The sequence below is a fragment of the Williamsia sp. D3 genome (genome assembly GCF_000506245.1).
GTDB classification, from domain to species: Bacteria; Actinomycetota; Actinomycetes; order Mycobacteriales; family Mycobacteriaceae; genus Williamsia; species Williamsia muralis.
In genome coordinates, this window is sequence record NZ_AYTE01000030.1 from 90,606 (window position 1) to 113,721 (window position 23,116).

The following is a 23,116-nucleotide window of genomic DNA, read 5'->3' on the forward strand; positions in this document are numbered from 1 at the left end:
TGTCTAACGGCTCGACAGTTGATCGGTCGCACCCGGAACCGGTTGCGCTGGATCATTTCCCAGAGCCACGATCGCGTTGTCCGAGTCGACGTGGACGACCTTGGGTTCGTGCACGATGACCTCGGCCTCGTCGAGTTGCAGGAACGACATGATGATCACCAGGTCACCCGGGTTCACCAGATGAGCCGCTGCCCCGTTGATGCAGATGACCCCTGAACCGGCGGCGCCGGTGATCACGTAGGTCTCCAGTCTCGCGCCGTTCGTGACGTCGACGACCTGAACCTTTTCGCCTTCCACGAGATCGGCGGCCTTCATCAACGTCTCGTCGACCGTGATGGAGCCGACGTAATGCAGGTCGGCCTGAGTGACTGTGGCACGGTGGATCTTACCGTTCACCAGAGTGCGGAGCATGTTTCTGTCCTCGGTTCGTCAGAAGCTGTGAGTTGTTCAGTGAGAAACGCTGTGGCGTGCCCGCGAATCCGTGGCGCCCAAATCCGTGGCGTCCGCATCCATGGCGTCACGCAGGCTCTTCGGCCGCATGTCCTTCCAATGCTCGTCGACGTAGTCGAGGCATTCCTGCCGGCCGGCGTGACCGTTCGCTCCGTGGACGATCCGCCAGCCCTGCGGCACCTCCGCGAACGTCGGCCACAGTGAGTACTGTTCTTCATCGTTCACGAGCACATAGAACGTGCCCTCGTCATCATCAAAGGGGTTGGTAGACAAAGTCGCCTTCTCTCTGCTCGCTCGATTCAGAAGTGATGTGGACGGTGGCCTCCGCCTCGGTTCGCCTGACCGAGGCGACAATCGAGTCCACCAGCTCTCCCGAACGCACTGCCAGGTTCGACAAGAGGGTCGACGTGAGGCCGTGGGTGTGCTCGGTGTTGCCTTGCAGGTAGATCCCGCCCTTGATGCGTCCGCTGGTGGTCACCCGGTATTGACGGTCCACGACGGGGCGACCCTGGTCGTCCACATCGCAGGCCGCTGCCAGCGGGCCGAGCAGCTCGGCGAGACTGACCGGTTCGAAACCTGTCGCGAAGATGACTGCGTCGCAGCTGAACTCGTCGACACCCTGGGACGGTCGATGGCGGATCTGCACGGATACTCCGTCATCCGTCTCGACCAGTGAGCTGATCTCCGACGCACCACGTACGAACAACCTCCGGCGCCCTGACACCCGCTCGCCGTATTCGCGGCGGTACAACTCCTCGATCAGCGGTGGATCCACTGCCGAATAGTTTGTTCCACGGTGATAGCTGAGCAGTTGCGCGCGGAGTTCGTCGGACGACTGATGGAAGTCGACAACAGCGTCCGGATCGAAGATCCGGTTGGCGTAGGGACTGTCGTCGGCAGGTGTGTACCCGTATTTGCCGAAGACCGCATGGATCTCGGATTCCGGATACGTCTCGTGCAGATAGGCGGCCACCTCTGCAGCACTCTGTCCGGCGCCCACCACGATCAGCCTCTGGTGGCGCATGCGCGGCAGTTCCCGGAGGTGCTCGAGTAAGCGGTGGTTGTGGAACACACGCGCGCTCTGCGTGACACCCGCGGGCACCTTGGAACGCAGGCCGCCGGCGAGAACCACGTTGTGCCCGCGCACCGGGGCCGAACCCGGCACCTGGACCTCGAACACGTCGCCGGTCCAGTTCACCGAGCTGACCTCGGTCCCGTAGGCGATGGGCAGCGACACCTTGGCGGCCGCCCACTCGAGGTAGTCGTGGAACTCGAGCCGGGTGGGAAAGAAGCTCTGCTGGTTGATGAAGTCCGTCAGTCTGCCACGCTCGGACAGGTACTTCAGGAATGAGTAGGGACTGCAGACGTCACGTTGGGTGGCAAGGTCTTTGAGGAAGGAGATCTGCATGGTGGTGCCGGGGATCAACATGCCCCGGTGCCAGCCGAACCGCTGCTGTTTCTCCACGAACTTCGCCGTCAGGCGGTCTGCCGGACGGGCCCGGTCGTTGTACTCCTCGATCGCGATCGCCAGCGCGAGGTTCGCCGGTCCGAAACCGACGCCCACCACGTCGAACGGAGCACTCTCATCGGTGGTCATGAAGCGACTCCTCCTGCCGGGCTCCCAGCGGAACCGACAACTCGAACGATCATTGGGATCACGACCTCACATCTCACTCGGGTAAGTATAGGCTAACTTAAGTACAAGGTGAAGTCAGCGTGCACGTTGGTGGCGTTTGCTGACCTTGCCCACCGCGGTCCGTTCGAACTCGTCGACCAGTTCCACGACGTCCGGGATCTTGTACGCGGCAAGACCTTTGTCGGTGAGGAATCTCCTGATGGCCGCGAGCGACAGCGCCGACCTGTCGCTTCCCTCCCGTGGGATGACAAACGCTTTGGTGCGCTCCCCGAGCAGCTCGTCGGGCACTCCGACCACCGACACATCGTGAACCGATTCCGATGTCAGAAGGACGTTTTTCGACCTCCTCGGGGGCGATCTTCTCTCCGCCCCGGTTGATCTGGTCCTTGGACCGCCCCACCACCGTGAGGTAGCCGCGCTCGTCCGCGCGGACTATGTCGCCCGTTCGATAGAACCCGTCGGCGGTGAAGTTGGCGGCGTTGTGCTCGGGCGCGCGGTAGTAACCGCGGATGGTCGACGGTCCGCGCGTCAGCAGATGGCCGGAGGTGCCTAGCGGCACCTCATGTCCCTCGTCGTCCACCACCAGCACCTCATCGGCCTCCAGCGTCGGGCGGCCTTGCCGGGTGGTGATCGTCTCTTCGTCCTCGTCGAGCCCGGTGAAGGTGGTGAGCCCTTCGGCCATCCCGAAGCTCTGCTGCACGGTCGCACCGAGCTCCGAACGCACCCGGCGGGCGGCCTCTGCACTGAACTTGGCCCCACCCACCCGTAGGACCTTCAGAGTGCGCAGGTCATACCGGTGTTTGAGCGACGAATTGAGCCACACAAGCGCGAGCGGTGGGACCACCGACACGTCCGTCACCCCGTGTTGCTCGATCAGAGGGAACGTGACGTCGGGACTTCCGTTCGGGGCGGGCACCACGGTGCCGCCTTTGTAGAGCACCCCGAGGAACCCCGGCGAACGCATCGCAAAGCTGTGGCACATCGGCAGGACCACCAGTTGGACGGTGCCATCGGTGATCCCGCCGATGTCCGCACTGGCCCGGACGGAGGCCAGGTAGTCCTCGTGGGTGTGGGGAATCACCTTGGGCTGACCGGTGGTACCGCCCGACAATTGCAAGAAGGCGACGTCCGACGGCAGAGACCTGCGTCGGTGCACCGACAGTCCGCGCGAAAGCAATTGCTCCACATCATCACCCGCGCCGTCCTCGGACAAGACGACGGTGTGGAGCCGGCCCGCCGACGACTGTCTCAGCTCCCTCGCCAGTGACCCGAAGTCGTTGCCGGCGTGGGATTCGACGGTGACATAGGCGACCGCATCGGTGAACCCCACGAAGTACTCGATCTCATGCCTGCGCAGCGCGGCAAGGGCAAGGACAGGAACCGCCCCCAGCTCGAACAGAGAGAATAGGATCGGCAGGTAGTCGGGCACGTTCGGCAGGTGCACCACCACACGGTCGCCACGACCGACACCGAGAGCTTCGAAGCCCGCCGTGAACGCCAGCGTCCGCTCCCCGAGCGCGCGATAGGTCATCCGGGTGTCTCCGGCGATGATCGCGATCTGATCGGGCGACCGTTCGATCGTCTCGAACAACATCTCGGACAGCGTCTGGTCGGTCCAGTAACCCTCATTGCGGTACCGGTCGGCAAAGTCGGCAGGATACGGTACGACCCCGTCCAGTTCCAGCGGTCGCAGCCCGCTCACAGCGAACCCACCTGTGCCGAAAGACGTTGCACACCATCGCCTGTCCACGTCGAGGGCGGGATGTTCGCCTGTGTTCCCAGCTCATCGATGAACTCGCCGAGCGCCATCGCCCCGGCCCTGGCCACATCGTGCGTATCGCGTTCGCGATAGCCAGGATTGAAGATCTCGAGCGAGAGGGGTCCGTCATACCCCGATGCCAGAACGGTGCCGATCGGGGCGAGGAGATCCATCTGCCCCTCGCCGGGGAAACAGCGATGCCCACGGCTCCATTGCATGAGGTCCATGGAAAGCAAAGGCGCATCGGCCAGTTGGAGAAATCCCACCGAACCGGCTGGGAGTTCGGACAAGATGGTGATGTCCTCGCCGCGAGCGATCAGGTGGAACGTGTCGACCACCAGGGTCAGGTTCGGATGATCGGCGCGCTGCAGCACTTCCCACGCATCTGCGACCCGGCTGATATGGGTACCCCACGCCAGAGCTTCGAACATCACCGTCACGCCGTGCTCGGCGGCCACGTCGCCCAGCGCCGACAGCTGAGCCACCGACATGTCACGGCTGCTGTCGGCGTCATCGTCGGTGTTGGAGACCACGAGTATGGAGTCGGCACCGATCTCGCCCATCACCTCCAGCTCGCGTCGAAAACGAGCTTGCACAGCACCGAACTCGTCGTGGGACACGCCTTCGGCTCGTCGGAACGGCTGATACAGGTCGATGGTCAATCCGAGGTCCGCACAGCGGCGTGCACATTCGCCCGGGGACATCGCCGACTCTCGAAGGTCGGCATCCAGCAACTCGATACCGTCGAACCCGGCGGCGGCAATCGCATCGATCTTCTCCTCCAGGCCGCCGCCGAGAGACACCGTTGCCATGCACGTCTTCATGAAACAACGCCCTGGCCGGCGTCGTCAGCACTCGTCTCGGCTTCCGCCGACACGAGATCCGACAGCAGGACCTCGATCCACGTGCCGACCACCGGGTCGGAGGCGAGAACGGGAAAGTCGACGTGGGCCGAGCCCGCGCTGCGCCACTTCTCCACCAACGACATCAGCCGGATCGAATCAAGACCGGCGTCAAGGAGATCCAGGTCGTGCGTGACCTCGGCGGGAGCCATGCCGAGAGCTCCCGCGATGTCGGCAACGATCTGCTCCTCCGACAAACTCGTGGACACATCTTGCTGACTCAACTGCAGCTCCTCACTCGCGATGTCGGGGCGAAACGCCACCGGGACAACGGCATTGCCGCCATGTCAGGCGCGAGAAGTCGCAATCGACTCCGACGATGGGGCGACACATCGTACCGCCGCGCTTACAACTAAGCCTATACTTATCTGGCGAGTTATGGAAGCGTGCGAAATGTGAGGTGGGCCAAGCTCAGCCCTGCGTGCGGCCCCGTGACCATGCCCGCCAGAGGTTGCCGTAACGACCTCCGAGCGAGACGAGTTCGGCGTGTGTGCCCACTTCGACGATCCGTCCGCGTTCCATGAAGACGATGCGGTCGGCGCGAGCCGCCTGGCTGAGGCGATGCGCCACAATGAGTGCCGAGCGTCCACGCAGGGCCGCTTCCGCCGAGGCCTCGAGGACACCCGCACCTGCGCTGCCGGCGTCGGCGGTCGCCTCGTCGAGTATCGCCATCTCGGGATCGAGCAGAACTATCCGGGCCAGGGCCAGTTGTTGCGACTGCATCGGTGTGAGGTGGTGCCCCTGTTCGCCGACAACCGTCTCGATGCCATCGGGCAGCGCACGTACCCACGGACCTGCATCGACGAGATCCAGTGCGGCCCAGAGCTGATCATCGTCGGCGTCCGGCGCGGCGATTCGAAGGTCCGAGGCCAGCGTTCCGCTGAAGACGTGCACCTCCTGGGTGACCAGCGCTGTCGAACGCGCCAGTTCGGTGCGGTCGATGGACGTGATGTCCCTGCCGCCCAACAGCACACATCCTTCGGACGGCACGTGGATACCGGCGACGATGGTGGCCAGTGTTGTCTTCCCGGCGCCCGATGACCCCACCACGGCGATGTGTTCTCCCGCTGCGATCGACAGCGATATGTCGTGCAGCACCTCGTGCTCCGGCGAATACGAATAACTGACGTTGCGGATCTCGACCAGCGGTGCCCCCGGCGCAGGCCGGCCCGGCCGGGTGTCGACGGCCGTCGTGGTGGTCGCCGCGCGGTCCGCCTCCTCGATCACGCCCACGATGCGACCGAGAGCGGCTGCGCCGGACTGCAGGTCGTTCACCAGCAACATGACCCGACCGATCGGGTCGAACAACAACAGGAAATAGAGCATGGCTGCGGTCACTGCGCCGACGGTGAGCGAGTCCGACCCGACCAGCACGAACCCGATGATCAAAATGGTTGTCATGCCGACGAACTCGCCCAGGTTGATGCGGGCACCGAGTCGGTTCTGCAGCACGATCGCACGCATGAACCAGCGGACCACCGACCAGGAATGACGCTCGATCCGGCCGTTCAGCGACTGCGACAACTCGAATGCGTGCACGGTGTCCAACCCGCGGATCGAGCCGAGTACGTGATGGGCCCGCTCGGCGGTGGCAGCCCGCTCCGCGGCAAACATCGCCGGTGCCTTCTTCAAGAACATCCGCACACCGTTCACATAGACCGGCATGACCACCACGAGAACCAGCAGGAAACGCCAATCCAGCAGCGCCAGGCCGACAAACGTCACGGCTATGGTGAAAGTGGCTGTGAGAAGGGCGGGTACCACCGATCCGATGGCCTGGCTCACGGTGCTGACATCGTCGGTGGCCCTCGACACCAGGTCACCACTGCCGGCGGCCTCCACGCGCGCAAGCGGCAGCCGCAGCGAGGCGGCCAGCATGGTCTCTCGCAGATGCGCCAGAATCGTCTCGAAAATCTTCGCGGACAGACGGACTCCGAGTCCGGCGAGCACCGCGGCACCCACCGCCGAAGCGGCCATGACCCCGGCCAGGCGCCATATCTCGCCGGTGGCGCCACCTTCGTCGGCGATGTCGACGATCTCCCCGAGGGCTCTCGGCGTGACGAGCCCCAGTGCTGCTGCAGCCGTCATGATTCCGGCGAGCAGCACGAGGGGCCAGATCTGTTTACGCACCTCGACGCCCAGGTAGCCCATCGTGGTGCGAAAGTTCGCAATCGCGAGTTTCTCCGTCGAGACCTCTGGTGTGGCATCCCCGGTTTTGGCGCTCATCGGCCGGCCTCGGTCGATCCGGCGGGCAGCAGGCCCGCGCCGGCCAGATCGCCCTGGTAGACCAGTGACCCACCGGAGATGATCACCACGTGTTCGGCCGCTTCGAGGAACGCCGGCGAGTTGGTGAACACCACCGTGCTCAGACCCTCACGGGTGAGATGGAGCCGCCGCGCGACTGTGGCCTCGGTGACCGAATCCACTGCTGTGGTGGGGTCGTTGAGGATCAGTACCTTCGACTCCGCGGCCAACGCGCGGGCCAGACCCACACGTTGGCGCTGCCCGCCCGAGAGCATGCGGCCGGCCTCGCCCACCGGCGTGTCGAGGCCCGCGGGCAACACCTCGACGACGTCGTCGCAGGCGGCCGCGAAGATCGCGCGGGTGACGCGGGAATCACGGTCAGCGACATCGTCGTCCACACCGGCCTCGATGTTGTCGAGCACCGAACCCTCGAACAGATCCGCAGAGTGCGGCACTGCTCGCACCAGCTGATGTACGACGTCGTGGCCGAGGTCGAACAGGTCCACATCACCGAGCCTCACGACGCCGGACTCGGGTGCCTTCTTGCGTGCGAGAACGGCGACGAGTGCTTCGGTTTCCTCAGGGGCGCAGACAATCGCGACCAGTCCCGCCGGGGGCAGTTCGAGGGTCAATCCGGCGACCGGCCCGGCCGTCATATCGTCGAAAAACAACGGACCTTCGGCGTTCCGGACGGACCCGGACTCGATCGCCGATTCGGCCTGCAACACCGACAGCACCCGTTTAGCACAGGGAACCGCACTGTTCCAGAGAGCGCCGAAGTTGGTACCCAATGCGTTCAGCGGCCCCATCACGAATTGGGTGAGTCCGACTACCGTGATCAATTCGCCGAAGCTGATCTGCCCTTCGACTGCCATCAGGCCCGCCGCGATCCCCACTCCCACAACAAACAACGCGGAGACCATCTGCATCACGCCGATGTAGGTGCCCTGCGATCCGGCAGCGCGGATTGCACCGACGCGCGCACGACTGCTGGCCATCCGGTATCGCCGGCCGGCCTCGGGTTCGGCACCCAGTCCCTTGACGATCCGCAATCCGGCGACCAGATCTGCGGCCGTGCCCGCTGCGTCGCCGGCGAGTTCTTGTTCGTGCTCGGTCCGCGCCCGGAGCGGTCCACCCGCCAGGTCGAGAATCCACAGGAGGGTCGGCGCCCCGAGAAGGATCGCCAGCCCGAGCGGCCAGGAGATGAACAGCAGGACGGCGCCCGCCACGATGACCGCGGCGAGTTCCCCGATGGGGAAGACGGCGATGAACACAGCGCTCGACAATCGCATCACGTCGGAGGTGGCGATGTTGAGGGAGACGCCCGGCAGTCGTGCCGGGCCGGCCATCCCCCGAGGGTCGAGAAGACGATCGGTGACCCGCATCCGGAACTGGTGCTCCACCAGACCGTGCGCGTACATCGTCAGACGCTCACCGAACCGCCAGGTGTGCGACAGCACGAGGAATACGGCGGCCAGTGCGACAACCCAGGCGATGAGCGACCCGACATCGCCGGTGGACACCGCGCGGTCGATCGCCAATCCCATGACCACCGGTACCAGCGCTTCACCGACGAAGTGCCCGACCATCAGGATCATGCCCGGCAGCGTGTACTTCCCGGCTCCGAAGATGGTGCGGATGACCAACGTTTTGGGTGTGGTGTCGGCATCGACTCGGATCTGCTTGCTGCGCACCGGCTCTGCGGGCGGCACGAAGAACACCGGGAGCCGCGAGCCGGTGTCGATCGTGAGCCGATCGGACCGCCCAGAGTTCAACACGTGATTAGGCTATCCTATCTTCGGGCGGCCGAGCGACTCCCCGGTTGAAGATCTTAGGATGCCCTAAGTAGCCGCGATCACCTTAGGAACGCCCCATCGACGGCGGCCGTGCCACGTCCACCAGGTCGGCGACCAGCGCAGAGAACTCCTCGATCTGATCGATCACATCCGACCGCAGTTCTGCCATGTCTTCTTCGGACATCGCCGACGCACCGGGCTTGCTCGCGGCGATCAGCAACTCGAGGTTTGTCCGCAACGAGGTGAGCGGGGTCCGGAGCTCGTGGCCGGCGTCGGCGATCAGCTGCGACTGCCGATCACGCGAATCCGACAAAGCGGCCAGCATCGTGTTGAACGTGGAGGCGAGGCAGGCCAGTTCATCGTTCCCGGCCACCTGGATCGGGCGGAGATCATCGGTTCGGGCAACTCGTTCAGATGCTCGTATCAATCGGTCGACCGGGCGAAGGCCTGCCTGCGCGACCGTTGTACCCGCCACCCCGGCCAGGATGGCACCGCACCCGCCGATGATGCCGAACACCCAGGCGAGCCGGGTCAGCACTGCATGCGTGGAGGTCAGGTCTTTGGAGAGGACCAGCGTGACCCCATCGGTGAGCCTCTGGGCGAGAACGCGATGACCGTCGACATTCGACAGCGACGATTCCCGCTTGCCCTCGATCACATCGCGTTGACCGGGCCCGATCGGAATGGGGCCGGTGCGAACGGTCAGCCCGTTCTGCAGCACGAGTCCGAAGTAGATGCCGTTGTCGCCGTACCGGATCGTCTGCGCGACCATCTCCAGTGATGCCTGGTCCTCGATCTCGATCCCCTGGTTCACCCAGGTCGTCACCGACAGAGCCCGCGACTTCAGGTTGTCGTCGACACGTTCGTTCAGCCCGTCGCTGACCACCAGGTAAGCGGCCAGGGCCATCACCGCGGCGGCCACCGCCACAACCGCCCCTGCCAGCACGGTTATCTGCCAGCGCAACGAACGTCGCGGCGCGCGCCCGGCGCCGCGACGACGCACGGCGGTTCGACGCGCGAGGCGACGCAACGGACTGACGATCACGATCCCAGTGTGGTCCACGAAGGTAAGAGGGAACTGAACCTTTGCACTCGACGTCACCGACGACGGTCCATCCGAGCTGCCGCCGAACTCGCGAGCGACACCACGATCGTGATCAACAACGCCGGAATCCTGGGCGGCGACAACCTGAGCACCACATCGATCGAGACCATCCGCGCAACCTTCGAGGTCAACTTCTTCGGCGCCATCCAGGTGGTGCGAACATTCGCGCCGGTTCTGGCCGCGAACGGCGGAGGAGCATTCCTCGACGTGCACTCGGTACTGAGCTGGATCGGACTCGCCGCGGACTACAGCGCGTCCAAGGCCGCGTTCTGGTCGGCGACCAACTCGTTTCGGATCGAGCTCGCACCGCAGGGAACGCACGTGATGGGGCTGCACCTCGGTTACACGGACACCCCGATGACCGCCGCCGTCGACGCAGAGAAGAACGATCCCGCCGACATCGTCCGGCTCGCCTACGACGGGCTCGCGGCAGGCGATTACGAGGTGATCGCCGACGAGATCAGCGCGAGCGTCAAGGCCGGCCTGTCGGCAGGCATCGAGACGCTCTATCCCCAGCTCGCCGGCTAGAGAGCAGCACGTGCGCGGCGTGCGAGTTCCACCGTGGCCGAACGAAATTCGTCGATCGAGTTGATCGGCGATGCGTACCCCGCGCGGGTGTAGGCCACGCCTCGCGGCGTGGTGACGCGCAGATCGAGTCCGTAGCGGTCGGCGCCGGTACAGGTCACCTCGGTGGTGTCGGGGAAACCACCGAGTGTCTGGGCCATGGCGAGCAGGGAGTCGCGGTGGTCGTTGTTGAGGTGTTCGATCGCGCCGGCCGCGTTGGGGATCACCGGGTCGGGTGACGCTGCGGCATAGGCCTCGGCGGATGCCGAGTCCATGCGGCCGTACCCGCCTACCCACCGCACGCGCTCGACGCGCAACACCCAGAGGGAGAAATCGCTGTAGTCGACGTAGTACTTCGCAGCGGGCACTCCGTCCAGGTGCGCTTGGCGGGCTGCCGCGTACTCGGCCTCGCTCGGCTTCTCCACATGACCGGCCAGCGTGATGCGGGCGCTGGCCAACGGGTCCGCCTCGGCGTTGGGCGTGACCACGGCGATGCTGGCCCGGGGATTGCCCGCGAGATTGCGTCCGTGTTCGGCCATGTGCGAGACGCACAGAACCGGCGACCCGTCGAGCAGACCGTAGGTGATGAACGAGGCCCACGGGTCGCCCTCTGCGGTGAGGCTGGCGAGCGTGCCGATGTTCGTCGACGCGACAAGCGTTCGCGCTTCCTCTGCCGCAGACGGCCGCGTGGTGTCGGCGATGTCTGCCAGTGGAGGTGGCACAGAAGGAGCGTCGCCGGGGTCACCGTGATCGAGAGCCATACGCCGAACGCTACTCGACCGGACCCTGACCGGGTCAACCTTTCCCGCTGGATGCGGGCTGGTGCCATCCCTCGCCTCACGGCAGACTCGAACGGTATGACAGACGCACCGCTTCCGATGCTTGCCACCCTCGGCACGCCGCCCGCTGGTTCCGGCTGGGCGTACGAGATGAAGTGGGACGGGCAGAGGGCAATCGCGGTTGTCGACTCGGCCTCGGCGAGGCTCGTCAGTCGCAATGCCAACGACATCTCCGGCAGTTTTCCCGAACTCATCGACGCTCTGCCCGAAGCAGTGGCCGGCCACACAGTTGTACTCGACGGCGAGATCGTGGCGCTCGACGACAAAGGCCGGCCGTCGTTCGCGCGCCTTCAGCAACGTATGCACGTACTCAGACCCAGCACACAGCTCCGCAAGGACGTACCCACGACCTTCTACGTGTTCGACATCCTCGAGCTCGACGGCGACGACGTCGCGGGCCTGCCCTACCTCACGCGGCGCCGACTACTCGACGACCTCGGGCTGGAATCGAAACGGGTTCGCGTTCCACCCATCTGGACCGAGGTCGACGGTGAGACGATGCTCGACATCGCCCGGCAGAACGGCCTGGAGGGCGTGGTGGCCAAGAAGATCGATTCGGTGTACAGACCAGGCCGCAGGTCACCCGCCTGGATCAAGACCCCGCTGCGCAGCAACACCGAAGTGGTTGTCGGCGGGTGGGTTCCAGGTTCTGGCGCCGCTTCGGGCGGAATCGGCTCGCTGCTCCTGGGCGCTCACAACGCAGATGGCGAACTCGTCTACATCGGCCACGTGGGTACCGGATTCTCTTCTGCGATGCGGCGGGAACTACTCGAGATGCTCAGCGAGATCGAGACGTCGACTCCGCCGTTCGCTCAGACTCCCCCTCGGGCCATCGCAAAAGACGCTCACTGGGTGACGCCGAAATACGTCGGAGATGTCGAGTACCGCGAGTTCACCGGCAAACTCCGACATCCCAGCTGGAAAGGATTGCGTGACGACAAGTCACCCGCCGACGTCGACTGGCCAGGCGACCACTGAATTCCCTTCGTCGGCTACCCCTGCCGAGCCTTGAACCGCGGGTTCCCCTTGTTGATCACATAGATTTTGCCGCGACGGCGCACGACCTGCGAGCCGGGCTGGTTCTTCAACGACTTGAGTGATGCACGGACCTTCACGGTGCTCCAATGTCCATGCGCGGCAGGGTGTCCTGCTGCGCGCCTTCATCCGCGACCGACTTTCGGTGCATTCAGGACACTACCTGCCCGGCGAACTAATGACAATCGTTGTCATTAGACTACATGCCATGGATGGTCTGGTGGGTACAAGAGTCGAGCGCGCACGGGCAGTCCACAGCGCCCTCACCGACCCCGGCCCTCCGGTGTCGCCGATCCAGCTGTCCGAGGGCGACGGGGTGATCACGCTAAGTGAACCCGCGGACGCGCCATCGGTTCCCATCGACGGCGTCCTCCGCGACCGGCGCTCGCGGTACAGCTACGGCCCACTCGGCCACCCAGACCTGTCGGCATTGCTGCGGTGGGCGCTCGGTCCACAGCGCGCCGTACGAACCGGCGACGGCGAGGAGCGCTTGTTGACTTTCCATCCCAGCGCCGGTGGCCTGCCGTCGACCACCGTTTACGTGGTTGCGCTGCAAGCACTCGACGAGATACCCGTGGGTGTGTACGAATTCGACCGCGGCCACCACCGGTTGCTCCGGCGCAGAACAGGCGACGTACGCGGCGCACTCGCACAGGGTCTCGTTCAACCGCAGTTCGCCCGACGCGCTCCGGTTGTCGTCATTCTCGTCGGCGAACTCGACGCGACACTGAACAGATATTCTGAGCGGCACTATCGCACCTTGCATGTCGATGCCGGCCTGGCTGCAGCACACCTGTACCTCATCGCCACCGCACTCGACCTCGCCGGCTGTGCGATATCCGGGTTCTATGACAACCGGATCAGCGAGATGCTCTCGTTGCAGCGCAGCCAGGTCCCACTACTCGCCTTTGCCGTGGGCGCCCGGTGTGAGGTCGGCAAGCAGCGGGAGCCGGGCGACCCCCATCCGCCAGCCGACGAAGGCTGAACACAGCAGGGCCACCGCGCCGGCGGACACCGCCACACCGACACCGCCGACCTGCGCCACCGCCCCACCCATCGCAGCGCCGAACGGGGTACCGCCCATGGCGATCATCCGCGCCGTCGTGTTCACCCGCGACTGCAACTCGTCAGGCGTGATCGATTGCCGCACAACGATTCCGTTGACGATGATCATCGTGTTGGCAGCCTGGTACACAACCAGGATCACCAGCGAGACGACAAACCAGGGCGTCTGTGCCCACAGCAGCATTGCCCCGGCGGACACGGCGATCCCGGCGAGGGTGATCTTCCCGGTGTCCACGACACGCTGGATCTTCGCGCTGACAAGGCTGATGAGGAACGCACCGAGCGCGGTGGCCGCGTACAACGCACCCAGTCGGGCGTCGCCATCGTCCAGGCCCAGTCGCCGGACACCCACCACCACCATCAGTCCGACCACCACGCCGTTGGCGAGGCTCACACCGATTCCCACCAGAGTCAGTGCGCGCACCACCGGCTGCTGCCAGATGTATCGCAACCCCTCACCTATCTGGTCCGAGATACGACGGCCCGGAACGGCTTCGATGGCTTTCGGGGGGATCGCAATGGTGGCGGTGAGTGCCGCTGCAGACAGATAGCAGCATGCATCGATCGCGATCGCACCGGCGGGACTGAGCACAGTGGCCGCCACACCACCCAGCAACGGTCCGGCGATCCCGATGACGGTACCCACAGACACCAATGTCCCTGTGGCGTCGGCTATCCGGTCCCGCCCGACCAGAGCGGGCACCACCCCGAACGACGCCGCATCGTAGAACACGAACAGCGTCGACACTCCGAAGGCAACGGTGAGGGCGTGCACGATCAGGACGTCCCCAGCGACATTCGCCAGCGGAATCGACGCCAGCGCAACCGCACTCAGCATCTGGGCGGCAACCAGGATGGACTTGCGGTCGAACCGGTCCGCCACCGCGCCGGCGAAGAACCCGAACAGCAGATAGGGCAGCGACTCGACGGCGAACGTCACACCGGACAGCAGTGCCGAGCCGCTCTGCTGGTAGACGAGAAGGGGCAGTGCCACCAGCGTGACGGCGTTGCCCGCCCAGCAGATGGCGCGCGCGACCACGAATGTGCGAAACGGGTTCATAGACTCGGAGGAGCCACCAGCAGCAACGAGTTCGGGTCGTCCGGATCGCGGCCCGTCGCCTCTGCTCGCGCGACCTCCCGCCAGCGCGGCAGACCGAAGTAGGGGAACCCCGCCGGGGCGTTCGGAATCAGACCGGCGGCGCACACCCGCGCCACCCGCAGCGGCGTCAGTGCGATGTCGGGCGTGGTGATGTCGCAGACAACGATCTGGTGACCGGCAGCGCGCAGTCGGTGCTTGAGATCGAGGAGGTCGCCGGTGGGCAGTTCGTCGATACCCACCGTGGTGGCCGGTTCGGTGAAGCGCGGCAGCAACGCTTCCTGCGTCAATGGATCCAGCCACACCTGCGCCTGCGCCCCGAGATCGCGGACATGCTCACTCCGCACACCGGCGGCATCGAGGTAACTGCGGTCCGCCCGATGGTCCAGATACAACCCGCGGGAGAGGACCCCGGCCTCCATGGAGCCGAACACCCAGCCGTCGGGCTCCAGCAGGCCCCGCGTGAACACCCAGCTGTGAATGGCCTCGAGGACCGCCTTCCGTGCGGTCTCGGCTGGGTCGAGCTTGGCGGAGAAACCCCCCGCCACGATGCCCAGTTCCGGGTCGTGGATCACCGCAGCGACCACCGGGACACCGAAGTATGCGGGCAATTCGAGCAGGTGACAACGTAATCGCGTGTCACCGAGGTCGTCGGCCAGGCCTGGCACGCTACCGATGTCGATACCGCGGGCGGGCAGGTTCAGATGCCACCACAACGACAGTGAGTCCCGTTCCACGAGTTCGAGCAACCCTCGGGCGGCAGCGTCGTCCAGGCCTGCTCCGGTGGCGATGCCCGCGTAGTTCAGATGGTGTAGCCACGGGTCGCGCTTACGGGTACCGGTTCGCCAGTTGAGATAGACGTACGACGCAGGCACCAGCGTCGGTTCTCCGTCGTCACCGCGGCCCTCACACCAGGCGATCACCGTGTCATGGGTGAACCGCGCGAACGGGAACCTCGGCGTCTCGAGTTGCCACTCGGCGAAGAAGTTCAGTTCATCGGGCCCCAGATGGCGCACACCCGCGCTGCGTAACTCCCGAGATGTCGCCCGCGGCAGGTCTTTCGGCACGTAATTGCCGCAGTACCGCTCGACGGCCTCGCCGATCGCCGCGATACGGGCACCCGCCTCGTCGGCGAAGGTGGTTCCGAGGGACACCAGGTCACTCGGCCAGTTCCCATGCGTTCTGGTGTCGGCGATCTCGGCGGTCAGTCCCACATACCGTTCGGGCATCGCGTCGAGCCGATCCACGGGGTGCAGGGCCCGGATGACGCCGGCGTACGGATCGATCAAGTCCTCGGCCGACAGGACGGTTGATGTGTTCTGTTCTGCCGCAGGCGGGTTCATGCGGGCATGTCCAACGTCACGGACTCGACCTCGCGAAGGACTGCACGCGTTTCGGTGCCGGCGAGGTGGTCGTTGCGCGACTGGAGATCCCGCGCGTGGCGAGGGAAGGAATGCGCCGAGAGGATGAGGACCATCGATTCTCCTGTGTCGAGGTGGGCGGCCACCGGGGTGAGGTGGATCGTCGTGTGCGTGGACATGCCGTGCGCCGCCTGTTCGAGTCGACCGTCGCGGCGCCGGATGGCGAGCAGAGCGCCCCAGTGTCCGGCTCCGTGAGTCGGATGCACTCGTACGGTGGGTGTTCCGATGAGTGCGGCAGAACGGTTCGGCAGGTCGAGAACAAGGCAATCCGGCCGCGCGGCCGCCTCGCTGAGGTCTGCCCCGTGAGCCATCGAAGGGAAGGGATCGGTGGGGTCGGCGGGAAATCGCCCGCCTGGCAGAACAGTGGACGCCTCGGTGCTCGGCCACCGGGTCAGGTCAACCGTCCCTCCAGGGAGGCCGAGCACCTGCGCTCCGGTTGTGGGGGTGCCGGCACACACGTCTTCAATCCACGACTCCATGCGGCGGGCTCGGTCGGAGCCGCGCAGACTGTGGTCCCAGGGACCCATGACCAGCGCCGCCGGGCCACCCCAGGACGTCCAGAGGTCGACAGTGTCCTGCGCAAACCAATCCGCCATGCCACCGACGGCAAACAGCGGACAGCGAAGGCGCGAAATCTCCTTGCCGCGTTCACGATCTCGACGATCGGCCAGAATCACTTTTTCCCATGCCGAGATCAGCGGTGTGGCGCGGCGGCCGATGTCGGTCACCGGCAGCGTGTCGAGCAGGCCGTCAGGGATTGCGGCGCCGGGCGATTCGGATCCTTCACCGTGTTCGAGCCACCAGCCCACCCGCGACTGCAAGTAGAAGCATCCATCGATGTTGCGTGCCGTCTCACCGAGCCGAGCGCGGGAACCGCCACCGACACCCCGCCGACGGCGTCGACCCCCGCCTCGGCCGCGGCGATCGCCGTCTCCACCGCGCAGTGCGCGGAATACGACGTGCCGTACAGGATCACCGGTGCGCCGGCCCACGATCGGCTCGCAACCCACTGCAGGGTCGCGAGCCCATCGGCCCCCTCGTTCTCGAACGGCCGAAAACGACCGCGGGAACGGTGACGTCCCCGGACATCCTGGGTGACCACTCCGATTCCCCGACGAACCCACGCGTGCGCTTCTGCCCGATAGGCGCCGGCATCGTAGGGCGTGCGGATTATGAGGACAGACCTCGGCGCGGTATCCGGCAGGAAGACATTTGTGTGAAGTCCGTCGACTTGGGTCTCGGTCAGTGAACAAGTCATTGCGGCACAGCGGGAATGGGCAACACGGGTCGCGGGACCACCCGCAGGGTGCGTAGGTCGACAGTGGTCAGCAGATGCCGCGAGCGGCTCGCCGCCGACTCGGTGATCGACCGATCCTGTCGCTCGTCGATCTCGGTGACGATGAGGTCCGCGATCACATCAGCTGCCCGATCAGACACCGGATGCAGGGACGACTCCAGCCGCAGCCCGCCGTCAACCGGCCGGTGATGCGACTGCATCCGGTCACGATGAATGGCGCAGGCACGACGCCGGCCGACCACGTCCGCGATACCGACCGCCTGCGGAGTGATCACCTGGATGATCCCGTCGCGATAGCTGGCCAGGTCCACGGCGCCGACCTCGGCCGGATCAACGGGATCGTCGCTGACGTGACAGACGACGTCAGCGCTCACGCTTTCACCGGACACGCGCGCTCCCAGCCTCTTCGAGGTCGCAGCCGCGATCTTGCCCTGCCCACGCACTGCCACGGTCGGCCGCGACACGGCGGTGACCACGTGACCTGCGTCGACCAAAGCACTCAGGGCGGCACGGACCCTGCCCGAGGCAGGTGACGCGTTGCCGGACAGCACCGACAAGAGCTCGTGCACCTCGGCACCACCCAGAGTGAGTTCGAAGTGCTCGTCGTCGGCGGTGCGCAGGACAAAGCCCTGATGTGCTTGATATATGGCGGTATTCGGGGACAGCTGCACGGGTCTCGCTTCTCATCCAGTCCCGCGTGCCACCCGGGACGTCACTCGGATGGCACGCGGGCTCTTGACACATCAGGGGATGCGAGGACCTATCAGTCCTCGGAATCCTGTGCGTCGTCGAACGGGTTCTCGACGAGCGCATTGCTGTGGCCCGCGGAATGGGTCGCCAGGCTCACCGGCGCCTGGATGGAACGGAAGAACTCATTGTCGTTCATGAATCTCCTTCGCTTTGTTGTGAATTCGGCTGCATCGCAACCGAATCGGCCGCTCGTTGAACAGCCAGGACTCACGCTAGGCTATTTGACAATCATTTTCAATAGCGTGGCCGCCATCCGTCAGGACTTTGCCAACTCGTCCGTCACCTCATCGAGAACAATGCCCAACGACACGGTCCCGCGGCCGGTGGCCCACACGCTCGCCTCCACCTCGACCACGCGGTTGTTCTGCGCTGCCGCGATCGAGGGCCAGATCGGATTCGTCGCCAGCCTCGCCGACAGCGGTTCCGCGTCATCGCCGGACGAAAATGCCTGCGCGAAGATGACATCGGGGTTGACACCGGCGATCTGTTCAACCGACACGGTTGCGAAGGCGTCGGTGCCGGCCGGCCACGGGTAGTCACTGACCTCGGCGAGAAGCGAACCGACCGGCGTCTCGACGGAGTCGACACCGAGACTGCCCGGCTCCCCGTACATCGACAACGTGGTGAGGTCACTGCGCTTCTGGTGCGCGGTTTCGACGCGCTCGACAAACGATTGGGCCGCAGCGTCTGCCTCTGCCTGCTTGCCCGTCAATTGCCCTACGGTGCGCAAGAACTCGACCGAGTCCTGCCACGAGGACGGATCGACCAGATACAACGGCGCGGACTCCTCGACAGCTGCTCGCAGCCCGTCTTGTACGCCACCGAGCCCGATGACCAGGTCGGGCTCGGACATGGCGATGTCTTCTACGTTCTCCTCACCGAAGCCGCCGGTGATCTTTCGCATGTCCGCGTCGGGCCCGAAGAACCGCTCATCGAGGGCCAGATCCTCCCGGTAGGCAACGGGGGTGATCCCCACTTCCTTGAGAGCGTCGACGCAGATCATTGTCAGACAGGCGATTCGGTCGGCCGGGCCCGCCAGGGTGACCGTGGTGCCGGTTGCGTCGGTCACGACGATCGACTCCGCGGCCGGCTCGTCACCGTCGGTGCCGCAGGCTGCCACCCCCAGTAACGCCAATGCCGATGCGGCCGCGACGAGACCTCGAGTGGTGGACAGAGCGATGGACTTGCGCATTCGATCTCCCTTGCAGATGATGTTGAGTGAAATGATAACCATTGTCAATACGACTGCCCAGAGGCGACCCAACCGACGGCTCATCGGCTCGTTGCTGCTGGGTACGGCCGCGATCGCAGCGTGGTGGTGGTCGCCCTGTGCGCCGGAGACCCGGTGGTGACGCCGCTCAAGGCTCTCGCCGCACTCACCGACGCTTCCGATCCCCTTCACCCTTACGTGGCGGATTCCCGGTTGCCACGAGCACTGCTCGGCGTGATGTGCGGGGCCGCCCTCGGCCTGACGGGCATCTTGATGCAGGACGCGATGCAGAACCGCATCGCCGGCCCCGAACTCCTGGGCGTGTCCTCGGGCGCTGCCGTGGTGTTGACCGCGGTGACCGTGCTCGCGCTGCCGGTGGGGCTGCACCAGCTGCCGTACGTCGCCCTGCTCGGCGCCGCAGTGGCCGGCTCGACGGTGCTCGTGGCAGTGGAAAAACCCACGACCCCACCACGATGCTGCTGATCGGCTCGGCGGTCACCGCGTTGGCGTCTGGACTCGTGATCGCGCTCGTGAGCCTGGGCACCGAGGGCAACCTGCCATTGCTGTTCCGCTATCTGTTGGGAAGCCTCAGCGATCGCGGCTGGCCACACGTCGCGGTGGTCGCTCCCTGGCTCGCCGTCGCCGTGCCGGCAGCCCTGTTCCTACGGCACCGCGTGGCAGCACTGCCCCTCGGCGACGATGTTGCGGCGGGTTTGGGCATCAACGTGTTTCGTGCACGGCTGTCGGCGCTCGGGTGCGCCGGTGTCCTGGCGGCGGTTGTCGCCTGCGTGTGCGGCCCGGTGGCGTACGTGGCCCTGTTGGCGCCGCACCTGTGCAGGTGGGCGTTGCGCACCACCAGTGCCCGCCGGGTCTTCTGGCTGACACCGGTCGCGGGCGCACTGTTGCTCACCGCCGCTGACCTCTTGTCCCGAATTACGCTGTATCCCATCGAGATCCCGGTGGGTATCACCACCACCCTGATCGGCGTCCCGACCCTGCTCATCGCACTACGCCGCCAGGACTCGGCGGCATGAGGGAACCGATTTTGCTGCGCCCCATCCCCCTCCTGGCCGGCGGCGCAGTCGTGCTCGTCGCACTCGTGATGGCGCATCTGATGATCGGGCGTTCCGACCTCGGCGCCGCCGACACCTTCCGGGTACTGAGCGGCACGTCGGAGATCCGCGCACACGAGGTCATCGTCCTCAAGTACCGCCTCCCCCGGGTACTCGTCGGCATGGGTGCCGGTGTCCTGCTTGCTCTCTCGGGCGCACTGCTGCAAGCCGTGATCGGTAATCCACTCGCCGAACCGGGAACCACCGGAGTCGGGGCGGGCGCGGCACTCGGTGTTGTCGTGGCCATACTCGCGTTCCCAGACCAGGACATGGCGGCCATCGCCTCGTTGGTCGGCGCAGTCGCCGCCGGTGTCTTGCTGTACCTGGTCGGCCGACGCTCACTGGCGGTGGCGGGAATCCTGTTGGGCGCCATCCTCGGCGCAGTCACCTCGTTGCTGCTTGTCGTCGACGCGCAGCCGATGGGCGTGGTGCTCCGGTGGCTCATCGGATCACTCAACGCGCGTACGCAGTCCGATTGGAATGCCCTGTGGCCCTGGGTCCTCGTACTCGGGGTTTGTGCTCTGCTCGCATCCTCGCGGGTCAATGTCCTCTCGCTCGGCGACGTCACCGCCACAGGTCTGGGATTGCGCACGGCGCGAACCCGTTTCGTGCTGCTGATGGTCGCGGTGCTCGCGGCAGCCGCGGCCGTCACGGCAGCCGGTGCGGTGGCATTCATCGGGTTGATGGCACCACATCTGGCACGCATCCTCGTCGGCGGCGACTACCGGGATCTGATACCCGTCAGCATGGTGCTCGGGGCAATCGCTCTGTCGGCCGCGGATCTCCTGGCCTTCAGCATCACACTCGATCTGCCCGGGAGTGGCCCGGCGGTCACCGGCCTCCCGGTCGGCGCCGTCACCGCGTCACTGGGTGCGCCGTACCTGATCTGGCTCGTCCGAAAGGAACGCAGATGAATCAAAGTCCGCCGCTGCTCGAGGGATTCGACCTCGAACTCGGCTATCGCGGACGTGCCGTCGTCGACGGCCTGAACCTGCGGATCGAGTCCGGTACCGCAACAGCCCTGGTGGGGCCCAACGGCTCGGGCAAGTCCACGCTGCTGATGGCTCTGGCCCGGGTACTCACGCCCCGCCATGGCGAGGTTCGACTGGACGGTCAACCCATCGCCACGCGCAAGACGGTCGATGTTGCACGCAGGCTTGCGATCCTTCCGCAGACCTCCACGATCCCGGCAGGACTGCGGGTTCGTGAGCTGGTGGAACAGGGGCGGTATCCGCGGCTGGGCCCCCTTGCCATGCTCAGTCGCCGCGACGACGAAGTGATGGCCAGGGCGATGTCGATGGCGGGAGTGACGTCGATGGCCGAACGGCGCCTCGATTCGTTGTCGGGCGGTGAACGTCAACGGGCCTGGATCGCGATGGCACTTGCCCAGGACACGGGCGTGCTGCTGCTCGACGAGCCGACCACGTATCTCGACATCCGTCATCAGATCGATCTGATGGAACTGATCGTCGAACTCGTTCGCGCACATGGCAAAACCGTTGTGATGGTGCTACACGACGTCAACCAGGCCGCGCGATACTGCGATCGGATCGTCGCGATGCGCGACGGCACGGTCCTTGCCGACGGTCATCCGGACGACGTGCTGACCGCCGACCTGCTGCACACGGTGTTCGACGTACGCGCCCGGATCAGCCGTGACCCGGTGTCCGGGCGGCCGATGTTCACCGCGGAATGAAGCGCGACGAGATCAGAGCCCAGCGCGTTCGAGCGCGTCGTCGAAGATTTCCGAAGCCACCTTTTCACTCTTGCCCTCGGCGAGCGCTGCCGCGTACACCGCGTACAGCTCACCACCGACCTGCTCGAACCTCTTGGCCCAGGCTTCCCCGTCGAATCGCCAGTAGCCGATGATGTCGCACTGGTCGGCCTTCCAGCCGAACTGCTTGCGGAAGTGCTTGCGAACAGCCCGCGATGCCTTTGCCTCGGCGGCGAACCAGCAGTACCCGCGGCCCTCGGGGTGACCGAACCGCTCGACTGCCTCGCCGAGTCGGCTGTCGCCGTAGCCGTTTCCGCTGCCGACCAGACTGATCAGGTCCACGTTGTCGCGCCGGGGCAGATAGTCGAGGTCGGACTCGTCGACAACTTCCACGATGGCGGTGACCCTGGCCTGCGCAGACAGTCCTTCGATGATCCGGGCGAGCGCGGGCAGACCCGCGAGGTCGGCGACCAGTAGTTGCCACTCGGTGGTTGCCTCAGGGCGGTACCAGCCTCGAGCGTGGGACATCCCGACCTCGTCTCCGACCTGGGCACCCTGCGCCCACAAGGTGGCGACGCCGTGGTCGTGCACCACGAAGTCGACCACCATCGTGTTAGCAGTCCGATCGACAGAACGAACCGTGTAATTGCGACCCTCCGGCGGGGTCTCCTGATCGTAGTAGCCCCAGACACCGTCCCGGTTCTCCATGGCCGGGGGGCGGCCGCCACCAGCGGTCGGAAAGTAGATGCCGACCACTTCGTCCGCCAGGTCAGGCAGTTCGAGGACGGCGACATCGGGTACGGAGAAAACGACTCGGCGGAGCCGCGGGTTCAGCTCGGTGTTCTCGACCACCCGCGCAAACGAAAATCCCATGCGGGGAAGGTTACCCTAACCAACTGTTGTTGGGCAGTCGCGATCTTCGTCCAGGACGTTCTGCTGGATCGCCGCGAAGGCCGTGGCGCATGACGGACACAGGGTGTGGTGGTCGCTCACCGACCAGCCGTTCATGGTCGCCACAGCAGCAGCGGCCACCGGATCAGCAAATCTTGACGCCGCGAGCTCGAATCCGCACCACAGGCACAGGATCGATGACGAATCCCCACGCATCAGACAGTCCACCT

General features: G+C 65.5%; 24 protein-coding genes and 2 pseudogenes. 6 read left to right on the forward strand and 20 right to left on the reverse strand.

The features are described 5' to 3' along the window. Positions 1–3: 3 nt before the first annotated feature. The 9 genes and pseudogenes from panD to W823_RS47910 all read right to left on the reverse strand — a co-directional run bounded on the left by panD (position 4) and on the right by W823_RS47910 (position 9,832). Positions 4–411, reverse strand: a complete 408-nt coding sequence (gene panD, locus W823_RS47870; protein ID WP_023960166.1) for an aspartate 1-decarboxylase — start codon at positions 409–411, stop codon at positions 4–6. Between the two features lie 36 nt (positions 412–447). Further along, positions 448–723 carry an MbtH family protein gene (locus W823_RS47875; RefSeq protein WP_023960168.1) on the reverse strand — a complete coding sequence of 92 codons (276 nt, stop codon included), beginning with the start codon at positions 721–723 and terminating at the stop codon, positions 448–450. Continuing rightward, entirely contained in the window at positions 704–2,047 is a 1,344-nt protein-coding gene (locus W823_RS47880; RefSeq protein ID WP_023960170.1) for a lysine N(6)-hydroxylase/L-ornithine N(5)-oxygenase family protein, read from the reverse strand. The genes W823_RS47875 and W823_RS47880 overlap by 20 nt, the downstream gene beginning before the upstream one ends. Before the next feature lie 114 nt (positions 2,048–2,161). After that, positions 2,162–3,788 (reverse strand): annotated as a pseudogene (locus W823_RS47885) ((2,3-dihydroxybenzoyl)adenylate synthase). Beyond that, positions 3,785–4,657, reverse strand: a complete 873-nt coding sequence (locus W823_RS47890) for a sugar phosphate isomerase/epimerase (RefSeq protein WP_235189602.1) — start codon at positions 4,655–4,657, stop codon at positions 3,785–3,787. The pseudogene W823_RS47885 and the gene W823_RS47890 overlap by 4 nt, the downstream one beginning before the upstream one ends. A gap of 8 nt (positions 4,658–4,665) precedes the next feature. Then, positions 4,666–4,971, reverse strand: coding sequence for a phosphopantetheine-binding protein (locus W823_RS47895; protein WP_031332754.1), 306 nt, complete (start codon positions 4,969–4,971; stop codon positions 4,666–4,668). Positions 4,972–5,158: 187 nt separating this feature from the next. Then, positions 5,159–6,973 carry an ABC transporter ATP-binding protein gene (locus W823_RS47900; RefSeq protein ID WP_023960176.1) on the reverse strand — a complete coding sequence of 605 codons (1,815 nt, stop codon included), beginning with the start codon at positions 6,971–6,973 and terminating at the stop codon, positions 5,159–5,161. Further along, the gene (locus W823_RS47905; protein ID WP_023960178.1) at positions 6,970–8,769 is read right to left on the reverse strand and encodes an ABC transporter ATP-binding protein; all 1,800 of its coding nucleotides are present in this window, start codon (positions 8,767–8,769) and stop codon (positions 6,970–6,972) included. Before W823_RS47905 ends, W823_RS47900 begins: the two co-directional genes overlap by 4 nt. Before the next feature lie 82 nt (positions 8,770–8,851). Continuing rightward, positions 8,852–9,832 (reverse strand): histidine kinase dimerization/phospho-acceptor domain-containing protein, encoded by a 981-nt coding sequence (locus W823_RS47910; RefSeq protein ID WP_152538108.1) that lies wholly within the window; start codon positions 9,830–9,832, stop codon positions 8,852–8,854. Positions 9,833–9,841: 9 nt separating this feature from the next. Here W823_RS47910 and W823_RS47915 point away from each other — a divergent pair, with 9 nt between their 5' ends. After that, positions 9,842–10,420 carry an SDR family NAD(P)-dependent oxidoreductase gene (locus W823_RS47915; RefSeq protein WP_023960182.1) on the forward strand — a complete coding sequence of 193 codons (579 nt, stop codon included), beginning with the start codon at positions 9,842–9,844 and terminating at the stop codon, positions 10,418–10,420. On the opposite strand, the gene W823_RS47920 is transcribed toward W823_RS47915, so the two are convergent. Next, positions 10,417–11,217 (reverse strand): HugZ family protein, encoded by an 801-nt coding sequence (locus W823_RS47920; RefSeq protein ID WP_023960184.1) that lies wholly within the window; start codon positions 11,215–11,217, stop codon positions 10,417–10,419. The two genes, W823_RS47915 and W823_RS47920, sit on opposite strands and share 4 nt — an antisense overlap. A 96-nt stretch (positions 11,218–11,313) precedes the next feature. Between W823_RS47920 and ligD the strand changes: the two genes are divergently transcribed. Further along, the gene (gene ligD / locus W823_RS47925; RefSeq protein ID WP_023960186.1) at positions 11,314–12,273 is read left to right on the forward strand and encodes a non-homologous end-joining DNA ligase; all 960 of its coding nucleotides are present in this window, start codon (positions 11,314–11,316) and stop codon (positions 12,271–12,273) included. Between the two features lie 14 nt (positions 12,274–12,287). On the opposite strand, the gene ykgO is transcribed toward ligD, so the two are convergent. Beyond that, complete coding sequence (gene ykgO, locus W823_RS47930) at positions 12,288–12,410, reverse strand: type B 50S ribosomal protein L36 (RefSeq protein WP_023960188.1); 123 nt, start codon at positions 12,408–12,410, stop codon at positions 12,288–12,290. A 128-nt stretch (positions 12,411–12,538) separates the two neighbouring features. On the opposite strand from ykgO, the gene W823_RS47935 reads away from it, so the two are divergent. Then, positions 12,539–13,315: a SagB family peptide dehydrogenase gene (locus tag W823_RS47935; protein WP_023960190.1), complete on the forward strand. Its 777-nt coding sequence runs from the start codon at positions 12,539–12,541 to the stop codon at positions 13,313–13,315. On the opposite strand, the gene W823_RS47940 is transcribed toward W823_RS47935, so the two are convergent. The 7 genes from W823_RS47940 to W823_RS47960 form a co-directional block, all read right to left on the reverse strand. Then, complete coding sequence (locus W823_RS47940; protein WP_023960192.1) at positions 13,229–14,455, reverse strand: MFS transporter; 1,227 nt, start codon at positions 14,453–14,455, stop codon at positions 13,229–13,231. The two genes, W823_RS47935 and W823_RS47940, sit on opposite strands and share 87 nt — an antisense overlap. After that, positions 14,452–15,834, reverse strand: coding sequence for a YcaO-like family protein (locus W823_RS47945; RefSeq protein ID WP_023960194.1), 1,383 nt, complete (start codon positions 15,832–15,834; stop codon positions 14,452–14,454). Before W823_RS47945 ends, W823_RS47940 begins: the two co-directional genes overlap by 4 nt. Further along, positions 15,831–16,733 (reverse strand): CocE/NonD family hydrolase, encoded by a 903-nt coding sequence (locus W823_RS56735; RefSeq protein ID WP_235189603.1) that lies wholly within the window; start codon positions 16,731–16,733, stop codon positions 15,831–15,833. The genes W823_RS47945 and W823_RS56735 overlap by 4 nt, the downstream gene beginning before the upstream one ends. Further along, entirely contained in the window at positions 16,637–17,170 is a 534-nt protein-coding gene (locus tag W823_RS59685) for a CocE/NonD family hydrolase (protein WP_081729837.1), read from the reverse strand. Before W823_RS59685 ends, W823_RS56735 begins: the two co-directional genes overlap by 97 nt. Beyond that, a complete protein-coding gene (locus tag W823_RS47955; RefSeq protein ID WP_023960196.1) occupies positions 17,167–17,880 on the reverse strand; it encodes a hypothetical protein in 714 nt (237 codons plus the stop codon). Before W823_RS47955 ends, W823_RS59685 begins: the two co-directional genes overlap by 4 nt. A 92-nt stretch (positions 17,881–17,972) precedes the next feature. Beyond that, on the reverse strand, positions 17,973–18,095 hold the full coding sequence (gene amiA / locus W823_RS59335; RefSeq protein WP_023960198.1) for a streptamidine family RiPP: 123 nt from the start codon (positions 18,093–18,095) through the stop codon (positions 17,973–17,975). A 120-nt stretch (positions 18,096–18,215) separates the two neighbouring features. Beyond that, positions 18,216–19,151, reverse strand: coding sequence for an ABC transporter substrate-binding protein (locus tag W823_RS47960; RefSeq protein ID WP_023960200.1), 936 nt, complete (start codon positions 19,149–19,151; stop codon positions 18,216–18,218). 156 nt (positions 19,152–19,307) lie between these two features. On the opposite strand from W823_RS47960, the pseudogene W823_RS58975 reads away from it, so the two are divergent. From W823_RS58975 to W823_RS0129960, 3 genes and pseudogenes are all read left to right on the forward strand, one after another. Further along, positions 19,308–20,203 (forward strand): annotated as a pseudogene (locus W823_RS58975) (FecCD family ABC transporter permease). Continuing rightward, positions 20,200–21,195, forward strand: coding sequence for an iron ABC transporter permease (locus W823_RS47970; protein ID WP_023960202.1), 996 nt, complete (start codon positions 20,200–20,202; stop codon positions 21,193–21,195). Before W823_RS58975 ends, W823_RS47970 begins: the two are co-directional and overlap by 4 nt. Continuing rightward, positions 21,192–21,977: an ABC transporter ATP-binding protein gene (locus W823_RS0129960; protein WP_031332767.1), complete on the forward strand. Its 786-nt coding sequence runs from the start codon at positions 21,192–21,194 to the stop codon at positions 21,975–21,977. Before W823_RS47970 ends, W823_RS0129960 begins: the two co-directional genes overlap by 4 nt. Before the next feature lie 12 nt (positions 21,978–21,989). Here W823_RS0129960 and W823_RS47975 read toward each other — a convergent pair whose 3' ends face one another. Together W823_RS47975 and W823_RS47980 are read right to left on the reverse strand one after the other, a co-directional pair. Continuing rightward, positions 21,990–22,868 carry a siderophore-interacting protein gene (locus W823_RS47975; protein WP_023960204.1) on the reverse strand — a complete coding sequence of 293 codons (879 nt, stop codon included), beginning with the start codon at positions 22,866–22,868 and terminating at the stop codon, positions 21,990–21,992. A gap of 15 nt (positions 22,869–22,883) precedes the next feature. Next, a complete protein-coding gene (locus W823_RS47980; protein WP_023960206.1) occupies positions 22,884–23,102 on the reverse strand; it encodes a hypothetical protein in 219 nt (72 codons plus the stop codon). Positions 23,103–23,116 lie beyond the last annotated feature (14 nt).

Excerpts from the sequence above, each read along its gene's own strand:
- ligD (WP_023960186.1), top strand. The coding sequence starts at position 11,314 with ATGACAGACGCACCGCTTCCGATGCTTGCCACCCTCGGCACGCCGCCC.
- W823_RS47945 (WP_023960194.1), bottom strand. The coding sequence starts at position 15,834 with ATGAACCCGCCTGCGGCAGAACAGAACACATCAACCGTCCTGTCGGCC.
- W823_RS47960 (WP_023960200.1), bottom strand. The coding sequence starts at position 19,151 with ATGCGCAAGTCCATCGCTCTGTCCACCACTCGAGGTCTCGTCGCGGCC.
- W823_RS47935 (WP_023960190.1), top strand. The coding sequence starts at position 12,539 with ATGGATGGTCTGGTGGGTACAAGAGTCGAGCGCGCACGGGCAGTCCAC.
- panD (WP_023960166.1), bottom strand. The coding sequence starts at position 411 with ATGCTCCGCACTCTGGTGAACGGTAAGATCCACCGTGCCACAGTCACT.
- W823_RS47890 (WP_235189602.1), bottom strand. The coding sequence starts at position 4,657 with ATGGCAACGGTGTCTCTCGGCGGCGGCCTGGAGGAGAAGATCGATGCG.
- W823_RS47920 (WP_023960184.1), bottom strand. The coding sequence starts at position 11,217 with ATGGCTCTCGATCACGGTGACCCCGGCGACGCTCCTTCTGTGCCACCT.
- W823_RS47975 (WP_023960204.1), bottom strand. The coding sequence starts at position 22,868 with ATGGGATTTTCGTTTGCGCGGGTGGTCGAGAACACCGAGCTGAACCCG.
- W823_RS0129960 (WP_031332767.1), top strand. The coding sequence starts at position 21,192 with ATGAATCAAAGTCCGCCGCTGCTCGAGGGATTCGACCTCGAACTCGGC.
- W823_RS47880 (WP_023960170.1), bottom strand. The coding sequence starts at position 2,047 with ATGACCACCGATGAGAGTGCTCCGTTCGACGTGGTGGGCGTCGGTTTC.
- W823_RS59685 (WP_081729837.1), bottom strand. The coding sequence starts at position 17,170 with ATGACTTGTTCACTGACCGAGACCCAAGTCGACGGACTTCACACAAAT.
- W823_RS47980 (WP_023960206.1), bottom strand. The coding sequence starts at position 23,102 with ATGCGTGGGGATTCGTCATCGATCCTGTGCCTGTGGTGCGGATTCGAG.
- W823_RS47900 (WP_023960176.1), bottom strand. The coding sequence starts at position 6,973 with ATGAGCGCCAAAACCGGGGATGCCACACCAGAGGTCTCGACGGAGAAA.
- W823_RS47940 (WP_023960192.1), bottom strand. The coding sequence starts at position 14,455 with ATGAACCCGTTTCGCACATTCGTGGTCGCGCGCGCCATCTGCTGGGCG.
- amiA (WP_023960198.1), bottom strand. The coding sequence starts at position 18,095 with ATGAACGACAATGAGTTCTTCCGTTCCATCCAGGCGCCGGTGAGCCTG.
- W823_RS47970 (WP_023960202.1), top strand. The coding sequence starts at position 20,200 with ATGAGGGAACCGATTTTGCTGCGCCCCATCCCCCTCCTGGCCGGCGGC.